This window comes from Aureimonas sp. N4 (assembly GCF_001463925.1).
Classification (GTDB): Bacteria; Pseudomonadota; Alphaproteobacteria; order Rhizobiales; family Rhizobiaceae; genus Aureimonas; species Aureimonas ureilytica_A.
Genome location: NZ_BBWS01000020.1, coordinates 12,339 through 38,208 on the forward strand (window position 1 = coordinate 12,339; position 25,870 = coordinate 38,208).

Below are 25,870 nucleotides of genomic sequence, written 5' to 3' on the forward strand. Positions count from 1 at the left end.
TTTTCACGAAAAGGGGAGCGCCTTGCCGCGCCCCACTCAAATCGCATGTTGGTCTGACATTCGCGGTGACATGCTGGAGGCACCTGGCCCTTTCGCCCGGGATGCCTAGCTTGGAGGGAGAACGGCCATGCCGAACACGGGACGTTTCAACCGCCGCGAGGCGATCATGGTGGCGGCCGGCGGTCTGGCGGCCACGAGCCTAGGGCTAGGCCCCGCTGCGGCTCAGGACTCGGCGGCCGGCACGGCAAGATCGGAGACGAGCATGACGAGCGAAGACACGCATCCCCTGGCGCCCGGCTGGCACCGCTTCACCTTGGGCGACGCGCGCGTCACGGTGATCCTCGATGGCGTTCGCCCCGGCGAGGGTCCGCACCCGACCTTCGGCGAGAACCAGAGCGCCGAGACTGTGGGCGATCTCATGGCGGCGAACCGGCTGCCGCGTGATCGCTTCGTCAATTTCTTCAATGTCGTCATCGTGGAAACCGGCGGAAAGACGGTGCTGGTCGATACCGGCTTTGGCGAGGGCGGGCGCGCCAATGGCATGGGCCTTCTGCGGCAGCGGATGCAGGCGGCCGGCTTCCAGCCTGGGAACATCGATGTCGTCGCGCTGACCCATCTGCATGGCGACCATATTGGCGGCCTGACAGAGGGAGACGCGCCGGCCTTCCCGAACGCGTCGATCGTCGTCGGGCGACAGGAAATGGAATTCTGGACTTCAGATGAGGCGAAGAACGGTCCGCGCGCCGAGAATGCCAAGGCGGTCGAGACGAAGCTCGGACCCTTCAAGGACAAGACCCGGCTGGTGGAGGACGGCGGCGAGATCGTGCCCGGCATGGTGGCGCGCGCCGCTTTCGGCCACACGCCCGGAATGCTCTGCTTCGAGGTCGGCTCGGGCGACAAGACCGTGGTGCTGACGGCCGATACGTTCTCGCAGTTCGTCGTGTCCTTCCAGAAGCCGGACTGGCATGTGCGCTTCGACCAGGACAAGGAAGCGGCCGCCGAGACGCGCCGGCGCTGGGCCGCGAAGCTCGCGGAGTCGGGCACACCCTTGATCGGCTATCACCTGCCGTTTCCGGGGATCGGCTATGTGCAGGCGGAGGGGGACGCGTTCCGCTTCGTGCCGGAGACATACCAGACCCTCGTTTCCAACTGAGAGCCTGTTTGGCAACGCGCCGGCTGAGGGCCGGCGAGGGAGTTTTTGTTCCTGTGAGGCGCCAAACGCAGTCGATGCCGGTGGCATCGGCGAGGATTGGCAACGAAACAGGGGCGAAAAGGACCCGCCGGGCCGACCCGGTCGGGTTGTCAAACAGGCTCTGCGCCCGGCGGCTTTCCTTCCGCCGGACACCGTGCTACGAGCCCGTGCCAATCCTCGACAATCCGGCGCCCTTCCAGGCGCCGCATTCCATTTAAGGACTGGCCCATGGCTCGCATCATCGAAACAGCCACCGGTGCGCTTGCGCTCACCTTCGACGACGTGCTGCTGCAGCCGGGTCATTCCGAGGTCATGCCGGGGCAGGTCGATGTGCGCACCCGCATCACCCGCTCGCTGCATCTGAACATTCCGATGCTCTCCGCCGCCATGGACACGGTGACGGAATCGCGTCTCGCCATCGCCATGGCGCAGGCCGGCGGCATCGGCGTCATCCATCGCAACCTGACGCCCGCCGAACAGGCCGAGCAGGTTCGGCAGGTGAAGAAGTTCGAAAGCGGCATGGTGGTGAACCCCGTCACCATCGGCCCCGACGCGACGCTGGGCGACGCGCGCACGCTGATGCAGGTCCACCGTATTTCCGGCATTCCGGTGGTGGAGAATGGCGGCAAGGGCGGCCAGACCAAGGGCCGGCTCGTCGGCATCCTGACCAATCGCGACGTGCGCTTCGCCTCCGACGATCGCCAGAAGATCTTCGAGCTGATGACGCGCGAAAATCTCATCACCGTGCGCGAGAATGTCGATCAGGCCGAGGCCAAGCGCCTTCTGCACAAGCATCGCATCGAGAAGCTCCTCGTCGTGGACGGCGAGGGCCATTGCATCGGCCTCATCACGGTCAAGGACATCGAGAAGTCGCAGCTGAACCCCAACGCCGCCAAGGACGCGCAGGGCCGTCTGCTCGCGGCTGCCGCGACCAGCGTCGGCGATGACGGGTTCGAGCGCGCCGAGCGCCTGATCGACGCGGGGATCGACCTCATCGTCATCGACACCGCGCATGGCCATTCGCAGCGGGTGCTGGACGCCGTGGCGCGCGTCAAGAAGATGTCCAACGAAGTGCAGATCATCGCCGGCAATGTCGCGACGCCGGGTGGCACGCAGGCGCTGATCGACGCGGGCGCGGACGGCGTGAAGGTCGGCATCGGGCCGGGCTCGATCTGCACCACGCGCATCGTGGCGGGCGTCGGCGTGCCGCAGCTCTCCGCGATCATGGATGCGGTGGCGGTGGCCGACAAGGCCGGCGTGCCCATCATCGCCGATGGCGGTATCAAGTTCTCCGGCGATCTTGCCAAGGCGTTGGCGGCGGGCGCGTCGGCCGCCATGGTCGGCTCGCTTCTGGCCGGCACCGAGGAAAGCCCCGGCGAGGTCTATCTGCACCAGGGCCGTTCGTTCAAAGCCTATCGCGGCATGGGCTCGGTCGGCGCCATGGCGCGCGGCTCGGCCGATCGCTACTTCCAGGCCGAAGTGCGCGACACGCTGAAGCTCGTGCCGGAAGGCATCGAGGGACAGGTGCCCTACAAGGGCCCGGTCGGCAATGTGATTCACCAGCTGACCGGCGGCCTGCGCGCGGCCATGGGCTATACGGGTGCGGCGACGCTGGAAGAGTTCCGGGAGAAGGCGACCTTCGTGCGTATCTCCAACGCGGGTCTGCGCGAGAGCCACGCCCATGACGTGACCATCACCCGCGAAAGCCCCAACTATCCCGGCTTCGGCGGCTAATCGCTCGAAAATTTTCTGATCAGATCGAGGCCGGCGGTGCTTGGGTATCGCCGGCCTTTTCGTGTCCGCTCCCCTCGGCCGGGCCGAGGCAGGCGCGGATCATCTCGGCGAGACGCTCGAAATCGGAGCGCCGGCCCGACGAGGTGCGGAAGGCGAGCGCCAGATGGCGCGAGGGAGCGGGGGTTTCGAAGGGCAGGAAGCGGATGCCGCCGGCGCGCGCTTCCGTCTCGACCGCGCTTTGCGGCACGAGCGTTACGCCTAGGCCCCCCGCCACCATGCGCATCAGCGTGTTAAGGCTGGTGGCACCGAGCGTCGCCAGATCGCGCTGCTCCGCGATGCGGCAGACATCCAGCGCCTGATCGCGCAGGCAATGACCTTCTTCCAAGAGAATCAGGCGCTCGCTCTCCAGCTGGCTGGGGGACACGGGGGCGGGGATGCGATCGCCGCTCCCTTCCGGCACGGCCAGCAGAAACGGGTCCTCGCAGAGCGGAATGGTCGACACTCCCTTGCGCTCCACCGGCAGCGCCTGAACCACGCAGTCGAGATCACCCCGCGCCAACTCGTCGGCGAGCACTGCCGTCACGTTCTCGCGCACGCCGACCGTGAGGCGCGGATAGGAGCGCGCGAGTTCCGCCAGAAGACCCGGCAGAAGATAGGGCGCGAGCGAGGCGATGATTCCGATGCGCAGTTGGCCGACGAGAAGCTCGCCATGGGCCTGCGTCAGGGCTTCGAGGTCGCGCACCTCGGCCAGAATGCGCCGCACCCGCCGCTTCACCCGCTCGCCCTCCGGCGTTACCGCGACGCCGGTGGACCTGCGCTCGAACAGGGCTGCGCCGAAATACTCCTCAAGCTGAGCGATCTGCGCCGAAAGCGCGGGCTGCGAGATGTTGAGGCGGCGCGCGGCCTGCCCAAAATGCAGGGTCTCGCTGAGAGCCTCGAAATAGCGGAGCTGGCGGAGCGTGAGCATGTCGATCAGATAAACTGATCGGGAGAGATTGGAAATACGATTGGAAATTATCGAGGGAATCGGATTGGAATGGCTCCAACTTCAAGGACGGAGGTTTCCATGACCGACAGACCGCGGCTTACCACGACGGCTGGCGCGCCGCTCTCCAGCAACCAGAATGCCAAGACCGTCGGCCGCAACGGCCCCGTGCTTCTGGAAGATTATCAGCTGATCGAGAAGCTGGCGCATCAGAACCGCGAGCGCGTTCCCGAGCGCGTCGTCCATGCCAAGGGCTGGGGCGCCTTCGGCACGTTGACCGTCACGGACGACATCACGCGCTACACGCGCGCGAAGGTCTTCGCCAAGGTCGGAAGCAAGACCGAAATGCTGGCCCGCTTCTCGACGGTCGCCGGCGAGCAGGGCGCGGCGGATGCCGAGCGCGACGTGCGCGGCTTCTCGCTGAAGTTCTACACCGAGGAAGGCAACTGGGACATCGTCGGCAACAACACGCCGGTGTTCTTCGTGGCCGACCCCTATAAGTTCCCCGACTTCATCCACACGCAGAAGCGCCACCCGCGCACCAATCTGCGCTCGGCGACGGCCATGTGGGACTTCTGGTCGCTGTGCCCCGAGTCGCTGCATCAGGTCACGATCCTGATGTCGGACCGCGGCATCCCGGTCGACCCCTCGCGCATGAACGGCTACGGTTCGCACACGTTCTCGCTGTGGAACGACAAGGGCGAGCGGTTCTGGGTGAAGTTCCACTTCAAGACCCAGCAAGGCCACAAGACGCTGACCAACGAGGAAGCCGAGCAGGTCATCGCGAAGTCTCGCGAGTCCTACCAGGAAGCCCTCTACGGCATGATCGAGGCCGGCAACTTCCCGAAGTGGACCATGTACATTCAGGTCATGCCTGAGATGGAAGCCGAGGAGTTCGAGCAGAAGACCGGCTGGAGCGCGTTCGACCTGACCAAGGTCTGGCCGCACGGCATGTATCCGCTCATCCGCGTCGGCGAGATGGAGTTGAACCGCAATCCGGACAACTACTTCACCGAGATCGAGCAGTCCGCCTTCAACCCGTCCAACGTGGTGCCGGGCATCGGCTTCTCGCCGGACAAGATGCTGCAGGGTCGTCTCTTCTCGTATCCGGACGCACATCGCTACCGCATCGGCGTCCATTACGAGTCGCTGGATGTGAACAAGCCGCGTTCGCCGGTGAACCACTATAACCGCGACGGCTCCATGCCCTTCGGCCTGCGCACCAACCCGGACGCCTATTACGAGCCGAACTCGTTCGGCGGCCCGGTGGAAGACCCGAGCGTGGAAGAGCCGCCGCACCGCTATAGCGGCCAGGTCGGGCGCTACGAGTACCGCGCCGAGGCCGACCACTATTCGCAGCCGCGCGCGCTGTTCAACCTGTTCGACGATGCGCACAAGCAGCGCCTGTTCAAGACGCTGGCCGGCGCCATGCAGGGCGTGCCGGAGTTCATCGTGGAGCGTCAGCTCGCCCATTTCGATAAGGTCGATCCGGCCTATGGCGCGGGCGTGCGAAAGGCGCTGTCCGAACAGGGCCGCGACGACGCGCAGGCGAGCCTGACCACGAGCCATTCGGCGGCGGCCGCCGAGTAATCGCGGCTACGCTCGAACCAAGATGAAGAGGGCCGGGAGCAATCCCGGCCTTTTGCTTTTACGCCATGGCCTTGGAGCCGATGGCTTGAGAAAGCGCGGCCGCGAAACTACCAAGCGGGTCAGAGATACGAAGAAGGAGCCATCATGCGGCTGGGCGGACGGATCGCGGCGGCGGTCGAGGTGATCGAGGACATGACGGCACGCCGCCGTCCGGTGGCCGACGCGTTGAAGGACTGGGGCCTCGCCCATCGTTTTGCCGGCTCCGGCGACCGATCGGCGATCGGCAACATGGTCTATGATGTCTTGCGCCGCCGCCGGTCGCTGGCGCACCGCATGGGAAGCGAAGCGCCACCCGCGCTGGTCTTCGGCGCCGTGCTCGACGCGGGCCATGCGCAGGCTGACCTCCGCGCCGCGCTGGAAGGCGATCGTTTCGCGCCCCCATTGCCGAGCGATGACGTGCTCCAGCGTTTTCTTTCAAGCGAGAGCCTGGAGGACGCGCCCGAGGCCGTCGCGGCCGATGTGCCGGACTGGCTGGCCGGCCCGCTCAAGGCTTCGCTCGGCGACGATTGGATCGCGGAAGCGTGCGCCCTGTCGGACCGCCCGCCGCTCGACATGCGCGCCAATCTGCTGAAGGCGGAGCGAAACGACGTTCTGGCGGACCTGAAGCCCTTCGCGGCCGAGCCGACACCGCTCTCGCCTTGGGGCCTGCGCATCGCGCCGATCGAGGGGGAGGGGCGGCACCCCAATGTGCAGGTCGAGCGCGGCTTCCAGACCGGCCTGTTCGAGATTCAGGACGAAGGCTCGCAGATCGCCGCGCTGCTGGCGGGCGCACAAGCTGGCACGCGCATTCTTGACTATTGCGCGGGCGCGGGCGGCAAGACGCTGGCGCTCGCCGCCGCCAGCGGCAACGCCGCCGAAATCCACGCCTTCGATGCCGACCGCCAGCGCCTTGCGCCGATTTGGGATCGCCTCGCACGCGCCGGGGCAGAGGGCGTCGAAGTTCACAGCCCCCGCGACGATCTAGCTCCGCTGCACGGGACGATGGATCTCGTTTTGGTGGATGCGCCCTGCACGGGCGCAGGCACCTGGCGCCGGCGGCCGGACGCGAAATGGCGTCTGAGCGAGTCGCAACTGCAAAAGCGCATGGCCGAACAGGACACAGTTCTGGAAAAAGCCTCGGCCTTCGTGAAGCCCGGTGGCCGTCTCGCCTATGTCACTTGCTCGGTGCTGCGCGAGGAAAATGCCACCCGCGTCGAGGCTTTCGTCGCAGACCATCCCGAGTTTCGTCTGTGCGACGCCGAGGCCATTTGGGCCGAGAAGCTGCCGGACGCGCCGACATCCTACCATTCCGAGCGACTGGCGGATGGCGCTGTGCTGACCTTGACGCCGCTGCGCTCGGGAACGGACGGCTTCTTCTTCGCCATGCTGGAGCGCGCGGCATGAAGTCGGTCCTTTCGCTCGTTGTTTTTCTCGCCGTTTCGCTCGGCGGCGGGGCCTGGATCGGCACGATCGCGCGGCCGGACGGATGGTATCGCCATCTCGCCAAGCCCTGGTTCAATCCGCCGGACTGGATCTTCGCGCCGGTCTGGTCGGTGCTGTATGTGCTGATCGCGCTCGCCGGCTGGCGCATCTGGCAGTCTAAGAATCGCAAGGCGCTCTCGGCCTGGGTGATCCAGATGGCGCTGAATTTCCTATGGCCGCCGCTCTTCTTCAACGCTCATGCGACCCTGCCGGCGCTGGTCGTGATCCTCGGACTGCTCGCCTCGATCCTGATATTCCTGGGACGAACCGGCGAGAGGGATCGCTTCGCCTTCTGGTGCTTCGTGCCCTATGCCGTCTGGGTGTCCTACGCGTCGCTTCTCAACGCCGCGATCCTGAAGCTGAACGGATGAGCGAAGCCACCACCCACGCCGTCGAGATCTGGAGCGGACGCCGCATTCTCTTCGTCATGGCGGCTCCCGCCGAATATGGCGCGGAGCTTCAGCGACGCATCCGCCCGCTGATGACCGGCATCGGCCCGATCGAGGCCGCGCTCGAAACCGGCATCGCCCTTCAGCGCTTGCAAGATCAGGGCACGCCGCCCGATCTCCTGGTTTCGCTCGGCTCGGCCGGCGCGCGCCATCTGGAGCAGGGCCGTGTCTATCAGGCCTCCAGCGTCTCCTGGCGCGATATCGACGCCTCGCCGCTCGGCTTCACCAAGGGCGTGACGCCGCTGGTGGATCACCCGGTCGCCGTGCCGCTTGCAACGCCCTTGCCCGGCATTCCGGCCGCGCGGCTGTCCACCGGCGGCAACGTCGTCTCCGGCCTCGGCTACGAGACGATCGACGCCGATATGGTCGACATGGAAACCTTCGCCGTCTGGCGCGCGGCGCATCGCTTCGCGGTTCCCCTTCTGGCCCTTCGCGGCATCTCGGACGGTGCGGAAGAGCTGCGCCAATACACCGACTGGACGGCGCTTCTTCCCACGCTCGACCGCGAGCTGGCGATGGCCCTCGATCATCTCAAACGCGGCCTCGAAGAGGGCACGCTGACGGTTTGAAAGGGATCGGAGGGGCAGTCCCTCCGGCCTTTCGTGGTCTTCCCCGATGCAGCGCGAGAATCGGTTTCCTAAGGAAGGCTCCGTCGCGGTGGGAAACAAGGGCGAAGAATGACGCCTGGACCGCAGCAGGACGACGCTTGCGCGACAAACCGCTCTCGGCCTTCAGTCCGGAGCGCGAGGCTCTTGCCTTTTGCAGCGCCTTATCTAGAAGTCCGCCATGACCCAGCACCTCGATACCATCCTCATCGTCGATTTCGGCTCCCAGGTCACGCAGCTCATCGCGCGCCGCGTGCGCGAGGCCGGCGTCTATTCCGAGATCGTGCCGTTCCAGTCGGCGGAAGAAGGCTTCCGCCGGTTGAATCCGAAGGCCGTGATCCTCTCCGGCTCGCCCGCGTCCACCACCGAAGAGAACTCGCCGCGCGCGCCCGAGATCATCTTCTCGTCCGGCATTCCGGTTCTCGGCATCTGCTACGGCCAGCAGACCATGTGCGCCCAGCTCGGCGGCAAGATCGAGGGCGGGTTGCATCGCGAGTTCGGCCGCGCCTTCCTCGAAGTGCAGAAGTCCTCGCCGCTCTTCGACGGCATCTGGGCCGAGGGCACGCGCCATCAGGTCTGGATGAGCCATGGCGACCGCGTCACCGCGCTGCCCAAGGGCTTCGAGATCATCGCCGCTTCGCCGGGCGCGCCCTTCGCGGCCATCGCCGACGAGGCCCGCCGTTTCTACGGCGTGCAGTTCCACCCCGAAGTGGTTCACACGCCAGACGGCGCCAAGCTGATTTCCAACTTCGTCCACCGTATCGCGGGTCTCAAGGGCGACTGGACCATGGCCGCCTTCCGCGAGCAGGCGATTGGGGAAATCCGCGCCAAGGTCGGCGATGCCCGCGTCATCTGCGGCCTGTCGGGCGGCGTCGATTCGTCGGTCGCGGCCATCCTGATCCATGAGGCGATCGGGGATCAGCTGACCTGCATCTTCGTGGACCACGGCCTCCTGCGCATGGGCGAGGCGGAGCAGGTCGTCGGCATGTTCCGCGACCATTACAACATCCCGCTCGTGCATGTGCAGGCGCAGGACCTCTTCATCGGCGCGCTCGAAGGCGAGATGGACCCCGAGGTCAAGCGCAAGACGATCGGCCGCCTGTTTATCGAGACATTCGAGGCCGAGGCGAAGAAGATCGGCGGCGCGGACTTCCTGGCGCAGGGCACGCTCTACCCCGACGTGATCGAAAGCGTGTCCTTCACCGGTGGCCCCTCGGTGACGATCAAGTCGCACCACAATGTCGGCGGTCTCCCCGAGCGCATGAACATGAAGCTCGTGGAGCCGCTGCGCGAGCTCTTCAAGGACGAGGTTCGCGAGCTCGGCCGCGAGCTTGGCCTGCCCGAGCAGTTCGTCGGCCGCCATCCGTTCCCCGGCCCGGGCCTCGCCATCCGCTGCCCCGGCGGCATCACGCGCGAGAAGCTCGAAATCCTGCGTCAGGCCGACGCAATCTATCTCGACGAAATCCGCAAGGCCGGTCTTTACGACGCGATCTGGCAGGCCTTCGCCGTGCTTCTGCCGGTGCAGACGGTCGGCGTCATGGGCGACGGTCGCACCTACGAGTTCGTCTGCGCCCTGCGCGCCGTCACCTCGGTGGACGGCATGACGGCAGATTTCTACGCCTTCGACATGGAATTCCTGGGCAATGCCGCGACCCGCATCATCAACGAGGTCAAAGGCATCAATCGCGTCGTCTACGACGTGACGTCCAAGCCGCCCGGCACGATCGAGTGGGAATGATTTCCGCTCATCCGGGCGTATTGGAAGACACGCTGCGCTTCGACTCGAGGAGCTAAAATAGAACGGAAATTCGCCCCACAAGTTTCGCAGTCTATCGCGGAGCCAGATTCTGTGGACCTGGCGAGTTCCCCGATCGGCTGAGGCGTGATTCAAGGCCGCCTTTCACAAAGGCGGCCTTGGCGCGAGGGGATCTGTCGGACGGAAAATGGGCCGTCATCGGCGAAATTCGGCCGGCCGAACGGGGTGGAAAGGCGCACCCGGCTCATGACAACCGCCGTTTTCTCGACGGCATGCTGTTTGTCCTGGCCGTTCCCGCCCTCTTGGCCATGCCGGTGGGCAAGCCGCGTCTGATGCTCGCCGGCAAAGGTTGCGACGGCGAGGAGTTTCGCCAGTCCTCGCTTTTGAAAGGTGTCATGCGGGCGATCCCACCCAAGGCCAACCGTCGTAGCTCGGCCGTTTTCGACTTGCGTCAGTATCGTGATCGCAGTCGTATCGAGCGCATGTTCGACCGACTGAAAGCAGGCTCGCCGCGTCGCCCTGCGCTACGACAAAACCGCCATGCCTTCCGAGCCTTCCTATGCCTCGCCACCTCGCGCATCTGGCTGAAGGACCATGTCAACAGATCCCAGGTTCAGCCGGGGCAGAAGCGCTTCGCATAGCAGCGTGCGGATCGGACGGTATGAGTGCTCTCTTGGAAGCTTGAGATCGGTTCGAGGCGATAGACGCCACGGCAAACGCGAAGTTTCGGATGCTCTCTCCGTCAGGTTATACAAAGCCGCTGTTCCATCAGAGAGATGCCGGCCGATGTTCGCGAAAGGCAGCCGCCAGCATCCGCAGAGCCTCGCGCGATCTGGTGTCCGACAGTGTCGTATGCAGCACGATTTCGAATGGTGCGAGTTCGGGCAGGTGGTAGCGTTCGCCGACATCGACCGTGCCGAGCGGTGCCACGCGGGGCAAGAATGGCGCTATGGCGAGGCCCGCCGACACGGCGGCCATGACCGCTGAGGAACCGCCACCCAGGAAAGATTCGGTCCAGGCGATCCCGGCGGCATCGAGAGCACGTTTGGCGACGTCATGAACGCCGCAGGCCGGCGATAACGCGGCGAGGCGGATCGACTGGCCTTCACGATGCTCGAAGGTCGGCGCGGCGAACCAGCCCAGGCGCTCCTTTGCCAGGACGTCCCCGTCGCGCCGGTCGTCTTCCCGGCCGACGATCGCGGCATCGACGTCGCCACGATCGAACGCGTCAAGCAGCGCTCGGGAGGTGTCGATCCGCACCTCGATCGTCATCGCCGGGTCATGGGCATTGAGACGCGCGAGCAATGTCGGGACTTCCGGGCCGGCGATATGGGCGGCGATCCCCAGCGTGAAGCGCCGGACTGCCGTCGGCGACAATCCGGCCACGGCCCGCTCGTGGGCCGCCAGAAAGTCGCGCGCGCCATCGATGAAAGCCGCGCCCTGTACGGAGAGCCTCACCATACGCGGCGTTCGTTCGATGAGCTTGTGACCCACACGATCTTCGAGGCGCTTGAGCTTGACGCTGATCGCACCTTGCGTTGTCCCCAGCGCCTCGGCCGCACGGGTGAAGCTTTTCAGATCGGCAATGGTCACAAAGGCCCGAACGGCATCGACATCGAGAATGGTCATGGCGATCTATGTACATTCGTTGTCACTGAAATGCGCAGCCATATCATTCAGTTGTGATGGGTGTTCGATTACGTCGATGGTCACGAACAATATGTGCGGGGACCACGATGCCATTGTCCAATCAATCCCGAAATCGGATAGCGCTGGCCGGTGCGTGCCTTGCATCGCTGATGTTCGGGCTCGAAATCTCCAGCGTGCCAGTCATCTTGCCCACTCTGGAGCATGTCCTCGAAGCCGACTTCAACGGCCTTCAATGGATCATGAACGCCTACACCATCGCTGTCACGACAGTGTTGATGGCGACAGGGGCGCTGGCGGATCGCTACGGCCGCAAGCGCCTATTCATCGCCAGCGTCGTCACATTCGGGATCACGTCTGTCGTGTGCGGGCTGGCGTCGAGCACGCCGGTGCTGATCGCCGCACGCCTCCTCCAAGGAAGCAGCGGCGGCGCGATGCTGATCTGTCAGATCGCCGTCCTGTCGCATCAATTCGCGGATGCGGCCGAGCGCGGTAAGGCATTCGGTACCTGGGGGATCGTCTTCGGCTTGGGGCTGGGCTTCGGGCCGATCATCGGTGGCGCGATCGTCGCGATCTCAAACTGGCAATGGGTATTCCTGGCCCACGGGCCGCTCGCGCTTGTGACGCTTTTGCTTGTTGTGGACGGCGTGCAGGAATCGCGCGATCCGGACGCGAAGGGGCTCGATGTCGCCGGCGTCGCTACACTGTCGCTGGCCGTGTTTTGCCTCGCATTCTTTATGACGCAGGGGCCGGCGCTCGGCTTTGCCAGTCCGATGGCGCTCGGGATTGCCGCCGCCGCAGGCGTGAGCTTTCTGGCATTCCTCGTTGCCGAGCGGGTCAATCCGCGGCCGATGTTCGACTTTGCCGTATTCCGCATCCGCCCCTTTTCCGGCGCTCTGCTCGGCTCGGTCGGCATGAACTTCAGCTTCTGGCCGTTCATGATCTATCTGCCGATCTGGTTCCAGAGCGGTCTCGGCTATGACGCCGCGACGGCTGGTTTGTCGTTGCTGGCCTATACGATACCGACTTTGATCGCGCCGCCGCTCGGCGAGCGGCTGTCGCTGCGCTATCGGCCGGGTGTCGTCATTCCGGCAGGACTCTTCACGATCGGTCTCGGCTTCTTCCTGATGAAGATCGGCAGCGGCGTCTCGCATCCGAGCTGGGCGACGATGCTGCCCGGTGCGCTGATCGCCGGCACGGGCCTTGGCCTCACCAACACACCGGTCACCAATACGACGACGGGATCCGTGCCGAGCGCCCGCGCCGGTATGGCGTCTGGGATCGATATGAGCGCTCGGATGATCTCGCTCGCCGTCAACATCGCCCTGATGGGCTATATCCTCGTCAGCGGCGTGCGGGCCCACATTGCCGACGCCTTGCCTGACACAGCAGACGCATTGAGCCTGCGTTCGGCCGCGGAACGCATCGCGGCGGGCGACCTGACGGCGCTCGGCCGGCTGCTGCCCAACCTGTCGTCGGCCGATGCCACGGCAATCGCACACGCGGCGTTGAAGGAAGGCTTCGAATGGGTAACACTCTACGGAGGCCTCAGTGCTTGGCTCTTGGCGGCGGCGAGTTTCCTCATCTTCGGCCGCAAGATCGTTCCCGTGCGGTGATGTTCGGCAGGAAACCGCCTCGCTAGGGGATCCAACCAACATATTGCCAATTCTGGCGGAAAGGGGGAGTTCAGCCAAGCGATCGGCATCTCACGCGGCGGACGGACGACGAACATCCATTGTCTGGCCGATGCTGATGACCGGATCGTCGCTCTTGCCCTGATCGCAACGGTCACCCAGTGGGTGTCTGCCGAAAACGTGGGTAATCGAATGGTGGGCGTGACAGGGATTGAACCTGTGACCCCTACGATGTCAACGTAGTGCTCTCCCGCTGAGCTACACGCCCATTCGATGGAGCGCATAGACCATGAGCCGAGCGCCGCGTCAAGGCGAAAGACTTGAATCGAAGAGCATAGATGGTCAGTCTGCCGCAACCGGATGTCGGCGCGATGACGGGTCCTGTGACAGTCTTGCGATCGGGGGAATGGAGAAGCCGGATGGTGGGCGTGACAGGGATTGAACCTGTGACCCCTACGATGTCAACGTAGTGCTCTCCCGCTGAGCTACACGCCCATCCGGTGAAGGCGGATAGACCATATCCGCCGGGCGTCGTCAAGAATGTGAAGCGGAGATGACGGCACAATTCGCGCAGGGCGAGGGGGGCGCGAAACGCAAAAAACCCGACGAAACGCCAGGTGGATCACGTGTACTCTTGGAGGTCGAATGGTGGGCGTGACAGGGATTGAACCTGTGACCCCTACGATGTCAACGTAGTGCTCTCCCGCTGAGCTACACGCCCATTCGATGACGCGCTTAGGCCATCTTCCGGCGGCGAGGTCAAGCGATTCCCGCCGCCGATCGAAGCTTCCTCAGGCGGCGTCCTGCAACATCTTGCCGACTTCCTCGACCAGCTCGCGCAGGTGGAAGGGCTTGGACAGGATCTTGGCGTCCTTGGGCGCCTTCGAATCGGGGTTCAGCGCCACGGCGGCAAAGCCGGTGATGAACATGACCTTGAGGTCGGGATCGAGTTCGGTCGCGCGGCGCGCGAGCTCGATCCCGTCCATTTCGGGCATCACGATGTCGGTCAGCAGCAGCGAGAACGGCTCCTCGCGCAGCCGCTCGTAAGCCGAGCCGCCATTGTCATAGGCCGTGACTTCGTAGCCCGCCTTTTCCAACGCCTTGGCGAGGAAGCGGCGCATGTCATTGTCGTCTTCGGCCAAAAGGATTTTGTACATTCGTCCGTGTCCGTTAGCCGGGCTGAGCCCCGGGATGCCCGTTTCCGACAATCCTTTTAGCAGATTGCTTAAACAAGGGCTAAGTGGAATGTTCAGGAACGTTTTGAGCCTTATATTCCCAAGAGAAGGCTTAAGAAAGGGGAAGAGCGACGTTGCAGACCGCCATACCGACTCTGGAAACGGCGGCCGGCCCATGCCCAGCCTTCGAAATCGTCGAACCGGGCGAGCAGACCCTCCCTTTCGTCTTTTGCTCGCCGCATAGCGGGCGGGCCTACCCGAAGGACTTTCTGGAGCAGACTCGGCTCGGGCCGGATGCGATCCGCCGGTCGGAGGATTTGTTCGTCGATCAGCTCTTCGACTTCGTTCCCGCGCTCGGCGCGCCGATCCTTCAGGCCCGCTTTCCCCGCGCCTATCTCGACGTGAATCGCGAGCCCTACGAACTCGACCCGGGCATGTTCGCCGGGCCGCTTCCCGATTTCGCCAATTCCGCCTCCGTGCGCGTGGCGGGCGGCTTGGGGACCATCCCGCGAATCGTGGCCGAGCGCGAGGATATCTACAATGGCAAGCTGCCGCTTACGGAGATCGAGCGCCGGATCGAGGCGATTTACTTCCCGTTCCACGAGGCCCTGGAGGCGCTGATCGAGCGCACGCGCCGGCGCTTCGGCTTCGCCATTCTCCTCGATTGCCATTCCATGCCTTCGTCCGTGCGTCTGATGCCGGGCGGGCGGCGGGCCGACATGGTGGTGGGTGATCGGTTCGGCACGAGCGCGCTCCATGCCTATGTCGTGATGGTGACGCAGCGGCTTTCGGCGCTGGGTTATGAGGTGACGCGCAACAAGCCCTATGCGGGCGGCTTCATCACCGAGCGCTATGGCCGGCCCCGGCGCGGCGTCCACGCCATCCAGATCGAGATCAACCGCGCGCTCTATGCCGACGAGGTGGGGTTCCTGCCACATGACGGTTTTGCGCTCCTGCGACGCGATCTCTGGAGTCTCGTCACCTGCTTTGCCGGCGAAGTGGAAGCCGGCTGGCAGGGGGATCTCGCGGCCGCTGCCGAATAGACGCGCTGAGGGGCGGCGTGCTGTAGCCTTCGGGCCCAAGCTGGTTCATAGGGTCGGGAGCACCAGCACGAGGACCCGCCATGCAGCTTCCCGATGCCGACTTCCTGTTCCAGCTCGCCGATGTCGCCGCCAAGGAAACCTTGCCGCGCTTCCGCCAGCCGCTCCAGGTCCACAACAAGCCGCGCGAAGGCTATACGTTCGACCCGGTGACCGAGGCCGACCGCGAGGCGGAAAAGGCCATTCGCCGCGTCATCGAGGCTCAATTTCCCGATCATGCGATTCTGGGCGAGGAGTTCGGGCGCTCGGGCGAGGGCGATCTTCTCTGGGTGATCGACCCCGTGGACGGCACGCGCCCTTTCATCTGCGGCGTTCCGGTCTGGGGCACGTTGATCGGCCTCACCGTCAAGGGCATTGCTCAGTTCGGCATCATGAGCCAGCCCTATACGGGTGAGCGCTTCTGGGCGACGCCGGAAGGCGCATGGAGCGACGGCCCGCTCGGCCAGCGCAGCTTGCAGGTGCGCGATGTCGGCGGGCTCGAAAGCGCGACGCTTTTCTCCTCCGCGCCGGAGCTGTTTCATTCGCCGTTGAAGGAGCGTTTCCAGTCGCTCGTCGATAGCGTTCGCCTGACGCGCTTCGGGGCTGATTGCTATGCGTTTGCTATGCTCGCCTCAGGCCATGTCGACATCTGCGTCGAGCCCGGTCTTCAGCCCTATGACATCGTGGCGCTGACGCCGTTGGTGGAAAAGGCGGGCGGTGTCATCACGACCTTCGATGGCGGCCGGCCGGAGGATGGCGGCGATGTCATCGCCGCCGCGACGCCGAAGCTCCACGAGGCGGCGCTGCGCCTTCTCAACGGCTGAGGCTCAGGCGCTACTCGGCGCGCGCCACGTCCGGGATGGCGGCGACCAGGGCCTCTTCCACGAGCGCCGCGTCCACAGCCGGCTCGGCCGGACGCTGGCGGGGCAGGGCGGAGGCGAGGAAGCCTTCGAAGGCTGATAGGGCCGGATCGCGAAAGCGATCCGCCTCCTGAAGCATTTCATGGCGCGCACCGGCCACACGCAGGAAATGGCCTGAGCGCATTCGCCAGGCCAACCGTTCCGCCGCGCGGTTCGACACGACCCTGTCGGCTCCAGCCGCCAGAAACAAAGTCGGCAGGCGCATCCGCGCGATGACGTCGGACGTCTCCAGTCGCCTCTGCGCCTTCAAGACGGCGCGCAACCAGGACGCCGAAAGAGCGCCGACGAAGAGGTCGGGCGCGTTGATCTGAAGCGCCAGATTGCGCTCGAACCGCTTGCGATCGGATGTCAGCGGATTGTCGGCGAGAGCGGTGCCTGGCTCGATGCGCCGCGCCCGGCGCACCGGCAGCCATCCAAGGCCCGTCCAGTGAAGAAGTGAGGATACGAGGCGGAAGCTGGCAAGGGCGAGCCCCGAGCCGGGCACGGCGACGAAAGGCGCCAGCAGCACCATGCGCTCCACACGATCCTCCAGCCGTTCCATGGCTGTGAGCGCGACGAGCCCACCCATGGAATGGGCCAAAATTGCATAGGGCGCAGGGCAGCGCGGCAGCACGACCTCGTGGAAAATCCGGTCGAGATCGTCGGTGAACTGAGAGAGATTCGCGACATGGCCGACGAAAGGGTTGGCGAGCGAGCGGAACGAGCGGCCTTGGCCACGCCAGTCGAAGGTCGCGACGCTAAACCCCATCCGGTTGAGGTCGCGCATCGTCTCGAAATATTTTTCGCTGGCCTCGTTGCGCCCTTGGAGCAGAAGAATCGTGCCTCGGCTTTCCCGTCCCTCGGTGCGTGGGGCCAGGGCATAGCGCAGGCTCCGACCCCGGCCCATGTCGAGATACCCGATCTCCATATCGAGAGGCGGCGGATTGTCGAGCGAAGAGACGAAAGCGTCGGGCGTTTGCGACAAGGAAAAGGCTCTCCCTTCGGATGCCAAGCGATCCGCGACGGGAGCGCGGCTCAACGGGCATCGAGATGCCCTCAGCATAGAGCGCGATGGTAAACGATCTGCCGCCAGATGTCCGCGTCTGCCCGGCTGAAGCCGATGTGCTTGCAGCTAGCTGGCGTGAAAACGGGGCCGACCTGATCTCGCGGAAGAGGCCGACCCCGCGCAACCCTGGCGGAAGGGACGGGACGCCAGAGCCATAGACAGCAAGACAAACTCTGCCTTGCGGACTGGCACATTGACTCCAGCAGGCTGAACGCAGACGGAAGCGCGTGTTCATCTGGCGTTCATTCCGCCTGCCACCACAAGCCGCTGTTTTAAAACGCGTAACAGATGTCTCGAAAAAAACGCGGGCGAGGCTTGAAGGCCAAATTGCCGCTTACCATCTGCTTCCTGTGGCCGCCGAACGGGGCCACTGACGAGAAGCCCTCCGCCAGATGGGGAGGACATTGTTTCTCGTCAAAGTCGCAAACCTGTTGCTTCCTATGGAGAACGACCATGCGTCAGTTTGATTTCGCTCCCCTGTACCGCTCCACCGTCGGCTTCGACCGCTTGTTCTCGATGCTCGACACGCTCGGTTCGGGTGAGAATGCCCAGACCTATCCGCCCTATAATATCGAGCGCACGGGCGAGAACGCCTATCGCATCACCATGGCCGTGGCCGGCTTCGGGGATGGCGAACTCTCGATCGAGTCGCGTGAAAACACGCTGACCGTGAAGGGTGAGAAGTCGGATGGCGAAGGCGAGGGGTCCGAGTTCTTGTATCGCGGCATCGCCGCCCGCGCTTTCGAGCGCCGCTTCCAGCTCGCCGAGCATGTCGAAGTGAAGGGTGCGAGCCTCAGGAACGGCCTCCTCCATATCGATCTTCTGCGTGTGATCCCCGAGGCGATGAAGCCCCGCCGGATCGAAATTTCGAACGCCAACGCCAATGCGAAGTCGATCGAAGCCAACGCGGCCTGATCGAAACCGTAATTCAGGTTGGGAGCGGCGCCTTTCGGGGCGCCGTTTTCGTTTGTCACGTCATGGCCGACGACCATACGAAAAAGGCCGGGCACCGCTATGGCACCCGGCCTTCGTCATGATGGTTTCAAGGCATCAATGCCGCGCTTCGGACGCCGTGCCGTTGGAGGCCATTGTATGCTCGTTTGAAGCAGACGAGCGGAAATGGCCGGGCTCGGTGTTGCGGCTCTCGTTCCAGCCGGCCATCCATTCGGCCCTGAGGCTCGATCCCACGGGATATTCGCAGGACGACATCGGATGATTGTTCTGGAAGGCGAGCTTGCCTTGGTGGAATGCGTCGGTCGCCATGAGTTCCTCCTGTTGACGGACACAAGACCAGAACTCCTCAAAGCCTGATCCGTTCCCGACTGGCGACCTTTCGAGCTCAGGCGGTGGCTGCGAGCGCGGCGGCGAAGCGCTCGACATCGGCTGGCTCGGTGGACCAACTCGTGACCAGTCGAACCAGGACTTCGTTTTCGTTGAGCGCCTGGCCGCTGCCGTGCGGCATGTTCCAGTCGTAGAACACGGCGCCCTCGGCCCGCAGCGCCTCCGCCACCGGGCGCTCCAGAATTGCGAAGACCTCGTTGGAGCGCGTGTCCCAGGCCTGTCGGGCGCGGTTCGAATGCGCCAAGGCGTCGCGCAATTGATCCGCCATGGTGTTGGCGTGCGTGGCCAGCGTTAGCCAGAGCCCATCGTCCAGATAGGCCATGAACTGCGCGGCGATGAAGCGCGTCTTGGAAAAGAGCTGCGCGCCGCGTTTGCGAATATAGGGGAACTGACGCGCCTTCTCGGGATCGAAGAACACGACGGCTTCCGCGCACCAGCAGCCGTTCTTGGTGGCTCCGAAAGAAAGGATGTCGATGCCGGCCCGCCATGTCATATCGGCGGGTGACAGCTTGGTCGCCGCCAGCGCATTGGCGAAACGCGCGCCGTCCATATGGAAGGCCAGATCCTGCTCATGCGCGATCGCGGCGAGCGACGAGATTTCGTCGCGGCTATAAAGCGTGCCGACTTCGCTCGCCTGGCTGATCGTCACCGCCATGGGCTGGCCGGCATGGATGAAGCCGGGGCGGAAGCGGGCGAGCTCATGTCGCAGCTGCGCCGGATCGATCCGGCCGAAGGCTCCGTCCACCGGCGCCATGCGCGCACCATGCGTGAAGAATTCCGGCGCGCCGCATTCGTCTTCCACCACATGCGCCTCGCGGTGGCACATGACGACGCCGCCGGGACGGTTCACGGCGGCAAAGCTCAAAGAGTTCGCGGCCGTTCCCGTGCCGACGAAGAAGACCGCGACCTCGCGCTCGAAAATCTCGTTGAAGCGCTGCTCCACGGCCTTGTCGAGATCGCTGGAGCCGTAGGCGGCAGCCATGCCCGCGCCATGCGTGGAAAGGGCGGCGGAGATGGCCGGATGAGCGCCGGACCAATTGTCGGAAGCGAAGATCATGAGAGCCTTTCCGGCATTATCGACCGAGCTTCTGCCCTTGCGCGCTTCAAACCTGCGCGTCAACGCGTTAGAAGCACTCTTGAAAAAATCCAAAGAAGCTGCAATAAGTCTGATATATGGCAGCAATGCTGACCTAAATTGCCGACCTTCGGGTCGCAATGCCGAACCCCGACGGATCGCGGGGCTTTGAACATGAGGCCCTTCGGGCTTCGATCGAAACGGGAATGCCTTAGGGGCGTGGCGGTTCAGACCGGCCGCGCCTCGTGGCCTGCCCGGAGTTGGAACCCGCCTTCGGGGCGCGGTTCGAGATAGGGAGACGTGACGCGATGACGACGACGCCATCCATGATCGAGGGCGAGGCCATGAAGGCCGCGAACACTCAGATCGCGACCGTCAAACCCCGAACGCTCCCGGCCGCGCAGGGTCTCTACGACCCGACCAAGGAGCACGATGCCTGCGGCGTCGGCTTCATCGCGCATATGAAGAATGTGAAGTCCCACTCGATCGTCGAAAAGGGTCTGACGATCCTCCACAATCTGGAGCATCGCGGGGCCGTCGGCGCCGATCCGCTGATGGGTGACGGCGCGGGCATGCTCGTGCAGATCCCGCATGGCTTCTTCAAGGCCGAGATGGCGAGCCAGGGCGTCGAATTGCCCGAGGCGGGCCAGTATGGTGTCGGCTTCGTCTTCATGCCGCAGGACGAAGCGCGCCGGCTGCATTTCAAGTCGCTGTTCGAACAGGCCGTGCAGGAAGAAGGCTGCGTCGTCCTCGGCTGGCGCGAAGTGCCCGTCGACAATGCCTCGTTGTCCAAGGCGCCGGAGATCGCGGCCACCGAGCCGATGCACCGGCAGATCTTCATCGGCCGCCCGGCTTCGGCGCAGACGGACGACGAGTTCGAGCGCAAGCTCTACATCATCCGCAAGGTCGTCTCGAACCGCGTCTACAACGAGGCACAGTCCGTCGATACCGACTTCTACGTCGTGTCGCTGTCCTCGCGCACCATCGTCTACAAGGGCATGTTCCTGAGCTATCAGGTCGGCGCCTATTATCGCGACTTGAAGGACGAGCGCTTCGAATCCGCGCTTGCCCTGGTGCACCAGCGCTTCTCCACCAACACCTTCCCGTCCTGGCGCCTCGCCCATCCCTACCGGATGGTGGCCCATAACGGCGAGATCAACACGCTGCGCGGCAACGTCAACTGGATGGCGGCCCGTCAGGCCTCGGTCGATTCGGAGCTGTTCGGCAACGACATTTCCAAGCTCTGGCCGATTTCCTACGAGGGTCAGTCCGATACGGCCTGCTTCGACAACGCGCTCGAACTCCTGACGCAGGGCGGCTACACGCTCGCCCATGCGATGATGATGCTCATCCCTGAAGCCTGGTCGGGCAACAAGGAAATGAGCCCGGAGCGCAAGGCCTTCTACGAGTATCATGCCGCGCTCATGGAGCCTTGGGACGGCCCGGCCGCCGTGTGCTTCACGGATGGTCGGCAGATCGGCGCGACGCTGGACCGCAACGGCCTGCGTCCGGCGCGCTATGTCGTGACCGACGACGATCTCGTCATCCTCGCCTCGGAAGCCGGCACGCTGGAAGTCGCCGAAGAGCGCATCGTCAAGAAGTGGCGGCTCCAGCCGGGCCGCATGTTGCTGATCGACCTCGAAAAGGGCCGCATCATCTCCGACGAGGAGGTGAAGGGCGAAATCGCGTCGGCCAATCCCTATCGCGACTGGCTGAAGTCGACGCAGCTGATCCTCGAAGACCTGAAGCCCGTGGCGCCCCGCGCCTCGCGCGCCGACGTGTCGCTGCTCGACCGTCAGCAGGCCTTCGGCTACAGCCAGGAAGACACGCGTATCCTGATGGCGCCCATGGCCACGACCGGCCAGGAAGCCGTCGGCTCGATGGGCACGGATACGCCGATCTCGGCCATGTCCGAGAAGTCGAAGCTGCTCTACACCTATTTCAAGCAGAACTTCGCGCAGGTCACCAACCCGCCGATCGATCCGATCCGCGAAGAGCTGGTGATGAGTCTGGTGTCGTTCATCGGACCCCGGCCCAACATCTTCGACCTCGAAGGGACCTCGCGCCGCAAGCGGCTCGAAGTGCGTCAGCCGATCCTGACCAATGGCGATCTGGAAAAGATCCGCACCATCGGTCACACGGAAGATCGCTTCGACACCAAGACGCTCGACACGACCTATCCGACCGAGCAAGGCGCGGCCGGCATGTCGGGTGCGCTGGAGCGGCTGTGCGAGCGGGCCGAGGCGGCGGTCGTCGGCGGCTACAACATCATCGTCCTGTCCGACCGGCAGATGGGTCCCGATCGCATTCCGATCCCGGCGCTTCTGGCGACGGCGGCCGTGCATCATCATCTGATCCGCAAGGGGCTGCGCACCGCGGCCGGCCTCGTCGTGGAATCGGGCGAGCCGCGCGAAGTGCATCACTTCGCCTGCCTTGCGGGCTTCGGCGCCGAAGCGATCAATCCCTATCTCGCCTTCGACACGCTGCTCGCCATGCATGAGCGTGGCGATTTCCCGCCGGAAGTCGATGCCAAGGAAGTGGTCGGCCGTTTCATCAAGTCGGTCGGCAAGGGTCTGCTCAAGGTCATGTCCAAGATGGGCATCTCGACCTACCAGTCCTATTGCGGCGCTCAGATCTTCGACGCGATCGGCCTCAAGTCCGATTTCGTCAGGCAGTTCTTCTTCGGCACCTCGACCACGATCGAGGGTGTCGGCCTGGAGGAAATCGCCCGCGAGACGGTGGAGCGCCATATGCGCGCCTTCTCGGCCGATCCGGTGCTCGCCCGCTCGCTCGAAGTCGGCGGCGAATATGCCTACCGGATGCGCGGCGAGGCCCATGTCTGGTCGCCCGATGTCGTGGCCGCGCTGCAACATGCCGTGCGTCTCGACTCCTATGCGACCTACAAGGAATATGCCGGGATGGTGAACGGCGCGGCCGTCGCCAGCTCGACCATTCGCGGCCTGTTCAAGATCCGTATGGCCGAAGACCTCGGCCTGCAGCCCGTGCCGCTTGAAGAGGTGGAATCGGCGGCCGACATCGTGCGTCGCTTCTCGACGGGCGCGATGAGCTTCGGCTCCATCTCGCGCGAGGCTCATGCGACGCTCGCCGTCGCCATGAACCGGATCGGCGGCAAGTCGAACACGGGCGAGGGCGGCGAGGAGCCCGATCGTTACGCGCGTCTGCCCAATGGCGACGTGAACCCCGAGCGCTCGGCGATCAAGCAGATCGCCTCCGGCCGCTTCGGCGTGACGACCGACTATCTCGTCAATGCCGACATGCTGCAGATCAAGGTCGCGCAGGGCGCCAAGCCCGGCGAAGGCGGTCAGCTGCCCGGCCATAAGGTGGACGCGACGATCGCCAAGACGCGCCACTCGACGCCGGGCGTCGGCCTGATCTCGCCGCCGCCTCACCACGACATCTACTCGATCGAGGATCTGGCGCAGCTGATCTTCGACCTGAAGAACGTAAACCCGGAAGCCGCGATCTCGGTGAAACTCGTGTCGGAAGTGGGCGTCGGCACGGTGGCCGCCGGCGTCGCCAAGGCGCGCGCCGACCATATCATCGTGTCCGGCTTCGACGGTGGCACGGGCGCTTCGCCGCTGACCTCGATCAAGCATGCCGGCTCCCCATGGGAGATGGGTCTGGCCGAAACGCAGCAGACGCTGGTGCTCAACGGTTTGCGCTCGCGCATCGCGCTGCAGGTCGATGGCGGGTTGCGCACAGGCCGCGACGTCGTGATCGGCGCGCTGCTGGGCGCGGACGAGTTCGGCTTCTCGACGGGCCCGCTGATCGCGGCGGGCTGCATCATGATGCGCAAGTGCCACCTCAACACCTGCCCTGTGGGCGTAGCAACGCAGGACCCGGTTCTTCGCAAGCGCTTCAAGGGCACGCCCGAGCACGTCATCAACTTCTTCTTCTTCGTGGCGGAAGAAGTTCGCGAGATCCTCGCGGCCATGGGTGTGCGCTCGCTGGCCGAGCTGATCGGCCGGTCCGAGCGTCTCGACAAGCGCGAGATGGTAGATCACTGGAAGGCCAGGGGGCTTGACTTCTCACGCCTGTTCCACAAGCCGGACGCGCCGGTCGAGGAAACGCTCTGGACGCGCCGTCAGGAGCATCCGATCGCCGACGTGCTCGACCGCAAGCTGATCGAACAGGCCAAGGTCGCGCTCGACACACGCCAGCAGGTTCGCATCGAGACCGACATTTCCAATGTCGATCGCTCGGCCGGCGCGATGCTGGCGGGCGAGGTCGCCAAGCGCTTCGGCCACAAGGGACTCGCGGACGACACGATCTCGGTCAAGCTCAAGGGCACGGCGGGACAGAGCTTCGCGGCGTTTCTGTCGCGCGGCATCACCTTCGATCTCGTGGGCGACGGCAACGACTATGTCGGCAAGGGTCTCTCGGGCGGCAAGATCATCGTGCGCCCGCGCGAGAACACGCGCATCGTGCCCGAAGAGTCGATCATCGTCGGCAACACGGTGCTCTACGGCGCGATCGCCGGCGAGTGCTACTTCCGGGGCGTGGCGGGCGAGCGTTTCGCCGTGCGCAACTCGGGCGCCATCGCTGTGGTCGAGGGCGTGGGCGACCATGGCTGCGAATACATGACCGGCGGCGTGGTGGTGATCCTCGGGCATACGGGCCGCAACTTCGCGGCCGGCATGTCGGGCGGCATCGCCTATGTCTACGATCCCGAAGGCAACTTCGCGAACCGCTGCAACATGGCCATGGTCGAGCTGGAGCCGGTGCCGGAGGAAGACGACCTTCTGGAGAAGCTGCATCACCATGGCGGCGATCTCCAGCACAAGGGCCGGGTCGACGTGTCCTCGAACATGACGGGCCATGACGACGAGCGTCTCTACAAGCTGATCTCCAACCATCTCCACTATACCGGCTCGACCCGGGCCAAGGAGATGCTGGATCACTGGGAGACCTATCGCCCGAAATTCGTGAAGGTCATGCCGGTCGAGTACCGCCGCGCCCTTCTCGAAATGGAGCGGGCTCGCATGGGCGTCGCCGCCGAGTAAGGCGGCGTATGGCCTCAGGCGAGGCGTCGATACGGTTGGCGAATGGCGGCGTTGATCGCCTTCGCCATTCCGGCAGGGATGTGGTTGGCGAACGGGTTCTTCCGGCGCCGGCCGTCATCCTAGGCGCAACACTTGAGGCCGCCTTTTTGGATAGGACGCCGGTACCTGCGTCCCTGATCCCTCATCTCGCTGCCTGTCGGCGAGATGAGGGCTCGGGGCAGCGGGCGGCCGGCAATCGCTCGCGAAGTTTGGACGCGTTCTATTTTCGCGAATTTTGGTATAAGGCGGCGCATGTCGAAGCCGGCCCGGCAACCGGGCGAGCCGACAGGGCGCTGCGGTCTGCTGCCGCCAAGATCGTGCGGCAAAACTTAAGACGGAGGGGCAAATGGGCAAGGTGACGGGCTTTCTCGAGATCGACCGCCAGACGGCGAAATATCAGCCGGCGTCCGACCGCATTCGCCATTTCCGCGAATTCACGCTGCCCATGTCGGAAGAGGAAGTCGGCAAGCAGGCGGCGCGCTGCATGGATTGCGGCATTCCCTTCTGCCATGGGCCGACGGGCTGCCCCGTGCACAACCAGATTCCGGACTGGAACGACCTCGTCTATTCCGGCGATTGGGAAGCGGCGATCCGCAACCTGCATTCCACCAACAATTTCCCCGAATTCACCGGCCGCATCTGCCCCGCGCCTTGCGAGGAAGCCTGTACGCTGAATCTGGAAGACGTTCCGGTCGCCATCAAGACGGTGGAACAGGCGATCGCCGATCAGGCCTATAAGCTCGGCCTCATCCAGCCGCAGCCCGCCGAGACGCAGACGGGCAAGCGCGTCGCCGTCATCGGCTCGGGTCCGGCGGGCATGGCGGCGGCCCAGCAGCTTGGGCGCGCGGGCCATGATGTCCATGTGTTCGAGCGCGAGTCGCGACCGGGCGGCCTCCTGCGCTACGGCATTCCAGACTTCAAGATGGAGAAGCACTGGATCGACCGGCGCGTCGAGCAGATGCAGGGCGAGGGCGTCACTTTCCACTGTGGCGTCGATGTCGGCAGGGACAAGACGCTGGCCGATCTCCAGGCCGAGTTCGACGCGGTCCTGTATTGCGG

General features: G+C 64.6%; 20 protein-coding genes and 3 tRNA genes. 14 read left to right on the top strand and 9 right to left on the bottom strand.

The window, feature by feature from the left end:
* The first annotated feature begins 127 nt into the window (after positions 1-127).
* Together AUL28_RS06355 and guaB are read left to right on the top strand one after the other, a co-directional pair.
* Positions 128-1,153 (top strand): MBL fold metallo-hydrolase, encoded by a 1,026-nt coding sequence (locus tag AUL28_RS06355; RefSeq protein WP_062231075.1) that lies wholly within the window; start codon positions 128-130, stop codon positions 1,151-1,153.
* Between the two features lie 267 nt (positions 1,154-1,420).
* Positions 1,421-2,926, top strand: a complete 1,506-nt coding sequence (gene guaB / locus AUL28_RS06360) for an IMP dehydrogenase (protein ID WP_058600220.1) — start codon at positions 1,421-1,423, stop codon at positions 2,924-2,926.
* A gap of 19 nt (positions 2,927-2,945) precedes the next feature.
* On the opposite strand, the gene AUL28_RS06365 is transcribed toward guaB, so the two are convergent.
* Positions 2,946-3,893 (bottom strand): hydrogen peroxide-inducible genes activator, encoded by a 948-nt coding sequence (locus tag AUL28_RS06365; RefSeq protein WP_062231078.1) that lies wholly within the window; start codon positions 3,891-3,893, stop codon positions 2,946-2,948.
* Positions 3,894-3,992: 99 nt separating this feature from the next.
* Between AUL28_RS06365 and AUL28_RS06370 the strand changes: the two genes are divergently transcribed.
* The 6 genes from AUL28_RS06370 to AUL28_RS06395 all read left to right on the top strand — a co-directional run bounded on the left by AUL28_RS06370 (position 3,993) and on the right by AUL28_RS06395 (position 10,473).
* A complete protein-coding gene (locus tag AUL28_RS06370; protein WP_062231080.1) occupies positions 3,993-5,501 on the top strand; it encodes a catalase in 1,509 nt (502 codons plus the stop codon).
* Positions 5,502-5,645: 144 nt separating this feature from the next.
* A complete protein-coding gene (locus tag AUL28_RS06375) occupies positions 5,646-6,944 on the top strand; it encodes an RsmB/NOP family class I SAM-dependent RNA methyltransferase (protein ID WP_062231081.1) in 1,299 nt (432 codons plus the stop codon).
* Complete coding sequence (locus AUL28_RS06380) at positions 6,941-7,393, top strand: TspO/MBR family protein (protein ID WP_062231083.1); 453 nt, start codon at positions 6,941-6,943, stop codon at positions 7,391-7,393. The genes AUL28_RS06375 and AUL28_RS06380 overlap by 4 nt, the downstream gene beginning before the upstream one ends.
* Complete coding sequence (locus AUL28_RS06385; protein ID WP_062231084.1) at positions 7,390-8,040, top strand: 5'-methylthioadenosine/S-adenosylhomocysteine nucleosidase; 651 nt, start codon at positions 7,390-7,392, stop codon at positions 8,038-8,040. Before AUL28_RS06380 ends, AUL28_RS06385 begins: the two co-directional genes overlap by 4 nt.
* Before the next feature lie 217 nt (positions 8,041-8,257).
* On the top strand, positions 8,258-9,814 hold the full coding sequence (guaA, locus tag AUL28_RS06390; RefSeq protein WP_058600226.1) for a glutamine-hydrolyzing GMP synthase: 1,557 nt from the start codon (positions 8,258-8,260) through the stop codon (positions 9,812-9,814).
* 176 nt (positions 9,815-9,990) lie between these two features.
* Complete coding sequence (locus AUL28_RS06395) at positions 9,991-10,473, top strand: hypothetical protein (protein WP_156419911.1); 483 nt, start codon at positions 9,991-9,993, stop codon at positions 10,471-10,473.
* Positions 10,474-10,600: 127 nt separating this feature from the next.
* On the opposite strand, the gene AUL28_RS06400 is transcribed toward AUL28_RS06395, so the two are convergent.
* Entirely contained in the window at positions 10,601-11,461 is an 861-nt protein-coding gene (locus AUL28_RS06400; RefSeq protein ID WP_062231087.1) for a LysR family transcriptional regulator, read from the bottom strand.
* 107 nt (positions 11,462-11,568) lie between these two features.
* Here AUL28_RS06400 and AUL28_RS06405 point away from each other — a divergent pair, with 107 nt between their 5' ends.
* Positions 11,569-13,095, top strand: coding sequence for an MFS transporter (locus tag AUL28_RS06405; protein WP_062231088.1), 1,527 nt, complete (start codon positions 11,569-11,571; stop codon positions 13,093-13,095).
* Positions 13,096-13,306: 211 nt separating this feature from the next.
* Here AUL28_RS06405 and AUL28_RS06410 read toward each other — a convergent pair.
* From AUL28_RS06410 to cpdR, 4 genes are all read right to left on the bottom strand, one after another.
* Positions 13,307-13,381 (bottom strand) — tRNA-Val (locus tag AUL28_RS06410).
* A gap of 152 nt (positions 13,382-13,533) precedes the next feature.
* Positions 13,534-13,608: transfer RNA gene (locus tag AUL28_RS06415), tRNA-Val, on the bottom strand.
* A 151-nt stretch (positions 13,609-13,759) separates the two neighbouring features.
* Positions 13,760-13,834: transfer RNA gene (locus AUL28_RS06420), tRNA-Val, on the bottom strand.
* Between the two features lie 70 nt (positions 13,835-13,904).
* On the bottom strand, positions 13,905-14,270 hold the full coding sequence (gene cpdR / locus AUL28_RS06425; protein ID WP_019996719.1) for a cell cycle two-component system response regulator CpdR: 366 nt from the start codon (positions 14,268-14,270) through the stop codon (positions 13,905-13,907).
* Between the two features lie 152 nt (positions 14,271-14,422).
* On the opposite strand from cpdR, the gene AUL28_RS06430 reads away from it, so the two are divergent.
* Positions 14,423-15,331 carry an N-formylglutamate amidohydrolase gene (locus AUL28_RS06430; RefSeq protein WP_082640297.1) on the top strand — a complete coding sequence of 303 codons (909 nt, stop codon included), beginning with the start codon at positions 14,423-14,425 and terminating at the stop codon, positions 15,329-15,331.
* 80 nt (positions 15,332-15,411) lie between these two features.
* On the top strand, positions 15,412-16,191 hold the full coding sequence (gene hisN / locus AUL28_RS06435; RefSeq protein ID WP_058600229.1) for a histidinol-phosphatase: 780 nt from the start codon (positions 15,412-15,414) through the stop codon (positions 16,189-16,191).
* Positions 16,192-16,201: 10 nt separating this feature from the next.
* On the opposite strand, the gene AUL28_RS06440 is transcribed toward hisN, so the two are convergent.
* On the bottom strand, positions 16,202-17,251 hold the full coding sequence (locus AUL28_RS06440; protein ID WP_062231090.1) for an alpha/beta fold hydrolase: 1,050 nt from the start codon (positions 17,249-17,251) through the stop codon (positions 16,202-16,204).
* A gap of 534 nt (positions 17,252-17,785) precedes the next feature.
* Between AUL28_RS06440 and AUL28_RS06450 the strand changes: the two genes are divergently transcribed.
* Positions 17,786-18,247: an Hsp20 family protein gene (locus tag AUL28_RS06450; RefSeq protein WP_058600231.1), complete on the top strand. Its 462-nt coding sequence runs from the start codon at positions 17,786-17,788 to the stop codon at positions 18,245-18,247.
* A 135-nt stretch (positions 18,248-18,382) separates the two neighbouring features.
* Here AUL28_RS06450 and AUL28_RS06455 read toward each other — a convergent pair whose 3' ends face one another.
* Together AUL28_RS06455 and AUL28_RS06460 are read right to left on the bottom strand one after the other, a co-directional pair.
* Positions 18,383-18,595, bottom strand: coding sequence for an Rmf/CrpP family protein (locus tag AUL28_RS06455; RefSeq protein WP_062219464.1), 213 nt, complete (start codon positions 18,593-18,595; stop codon positions 18,383-18,385).
* A 76-nt stretch (positions 18,596-18,671) separates the two neighbouring features.
* Positions 18,672-19,730 (bottom strand): threonine aldolase family protein, encoded by a 1,059-nt coding sequence (locus tag AUL28_RS06460; RefSeq protein WP_062231094.1) that lies wholly within the window; start codon positions 19,728-19,730, stop codon positions 18,672-18,674.
* A 326-nt stretch (positions 19,731-20,056) separates the two neighbouring features.
* Here AUL28_RS06460 and gltB point away from each other — a divergent pair, with 326 nt between their 5' ends.
* Together gltB and AUL28_RS06470 are read left to right on the top strand one after the other, a co-directional pair.
* Complete coding sequence (gene gltB / locus AUL28_RS06465; protein WP_062231096.1) at positions 20,057-24,772, top strand: glutamate synthase large subunit; 4,716 nt, start codon at positions 20,057-20,059, stop codon at positions 24,770-24,772.
* 385 nt (positions 24,773-25,157) lie between these two features.
* On the top strand, positions 25,158-25,870 hold a 713-nt coding region (locus tag AUL28_RS06470; protein WP_156419912.1), incomplete at its 3' end, for a glutamate synthase subunit beta.

Coding starts and splice junctions, on each gene's coding strand:
- AUL28_RS06355 (WP_062231075.1), top strand. CDS start 128: ATGCCGAACACGGGACGTTTCAACCGCCGCGAGGCGATCATGGTGGCG.
- guaB (WP_058600220.1), top strand. CDS start 1,421: ATGGCTCGCATCATCGAAACAGCCACCGGTGCGCTTGCGCTCACCTTC.
- AUL28_RS06365 (WP_062231078.1), bottom strand. CDS start 3,893: ATGCTCACGCTCCGCCAGCTCCGCTATTTCGAGGCTCTCAGCGAGACC.
- AUL28_RS06370 (WP_062231080.1), top strand. CDS start 3,993: ATGACCGACAGACCGCGGCTTACCACGACGGCTGGCGCGCCGCTCTCC.
- AUL28_RS06375 (WP_062231081.1), top strand. CDS start 5,646: ATGCGGCTGGGCGGACGGATCGCGGCGGCGGTCGAGGTGATCGAGGAC.
- AUL28_RS06380 (WP_062231083.1), top strand. CDS start 6,941: ATGAAGTCGGTCCTTTCGCTCGTTGTTTTTCTCGCCGTTTCGCTCGGC.
- AUL28_RS06385 (WP_062231084.1), top strand. CDS start 7,390: ATGAGCGAAGCCACCACCCACGCCGTCGAGATCTGGAGCGGACGCCGC.
- guaA (WP_058600226.1), top strand. CDS start 8,258: ATGACCCAGCACCTCGATACCATCCTCATCGTCGATTTCGGCTCCCAG.
- AUL28_RS06400 (WP_062231087.1), bottom strand. CDS start 11,461: ATGACCATTCTCGATGTCGATGCCGTTCGGGCCTTTGTGACCATTGCC.
- AUL28_RS06405 (WP_062231088.1), top strand. CDS start 11,569: ATGCCATTGTCCAATCAATCCCGAAATCGGATAGCGCTGGCCGGTGCG.
- cpdR (WP_019996719.1), bottom strand. CDS start 14,270: ATGTACAAAATCCTTTTGGCCGAAGACGACAATGACATGCGCCGCTTC.
- hisN (WP_058600229.1), top strand. CDS start 15,412: ATGCAGCTTCCCGATGCCGACTTCCTGTTCCAGCTCGCCGATGTCGCC.
- AUL28_RS06450 (WP_058600231.1), top strand. CDS start 17,786: ATGCGTCAGTTTGATTTCGCTCCCCTGTACCGCTCCACCGTCGGCTTC.
- AUL28_RS06455 (WP_062219464.1), bottom strand. CDS start 18,595: ATGGCGACCGACGCATTCCACCAAGGCAAGCTCGCCTTCCAGAACAAT.
- AUL28_RS06460 (WP_062231094.1), bottom strand. CDS start 19,730: ATGATCTTCGCTTCCGACAATTGGTCCGGCGCTCATCCGGCCATCTCC.
- gltB (WP_062231096.1), top strand. CDS start 20,057: ATGACGACGACGCCATCCATGATCGAGGGCGAGGCCATGAAGGCCGCG.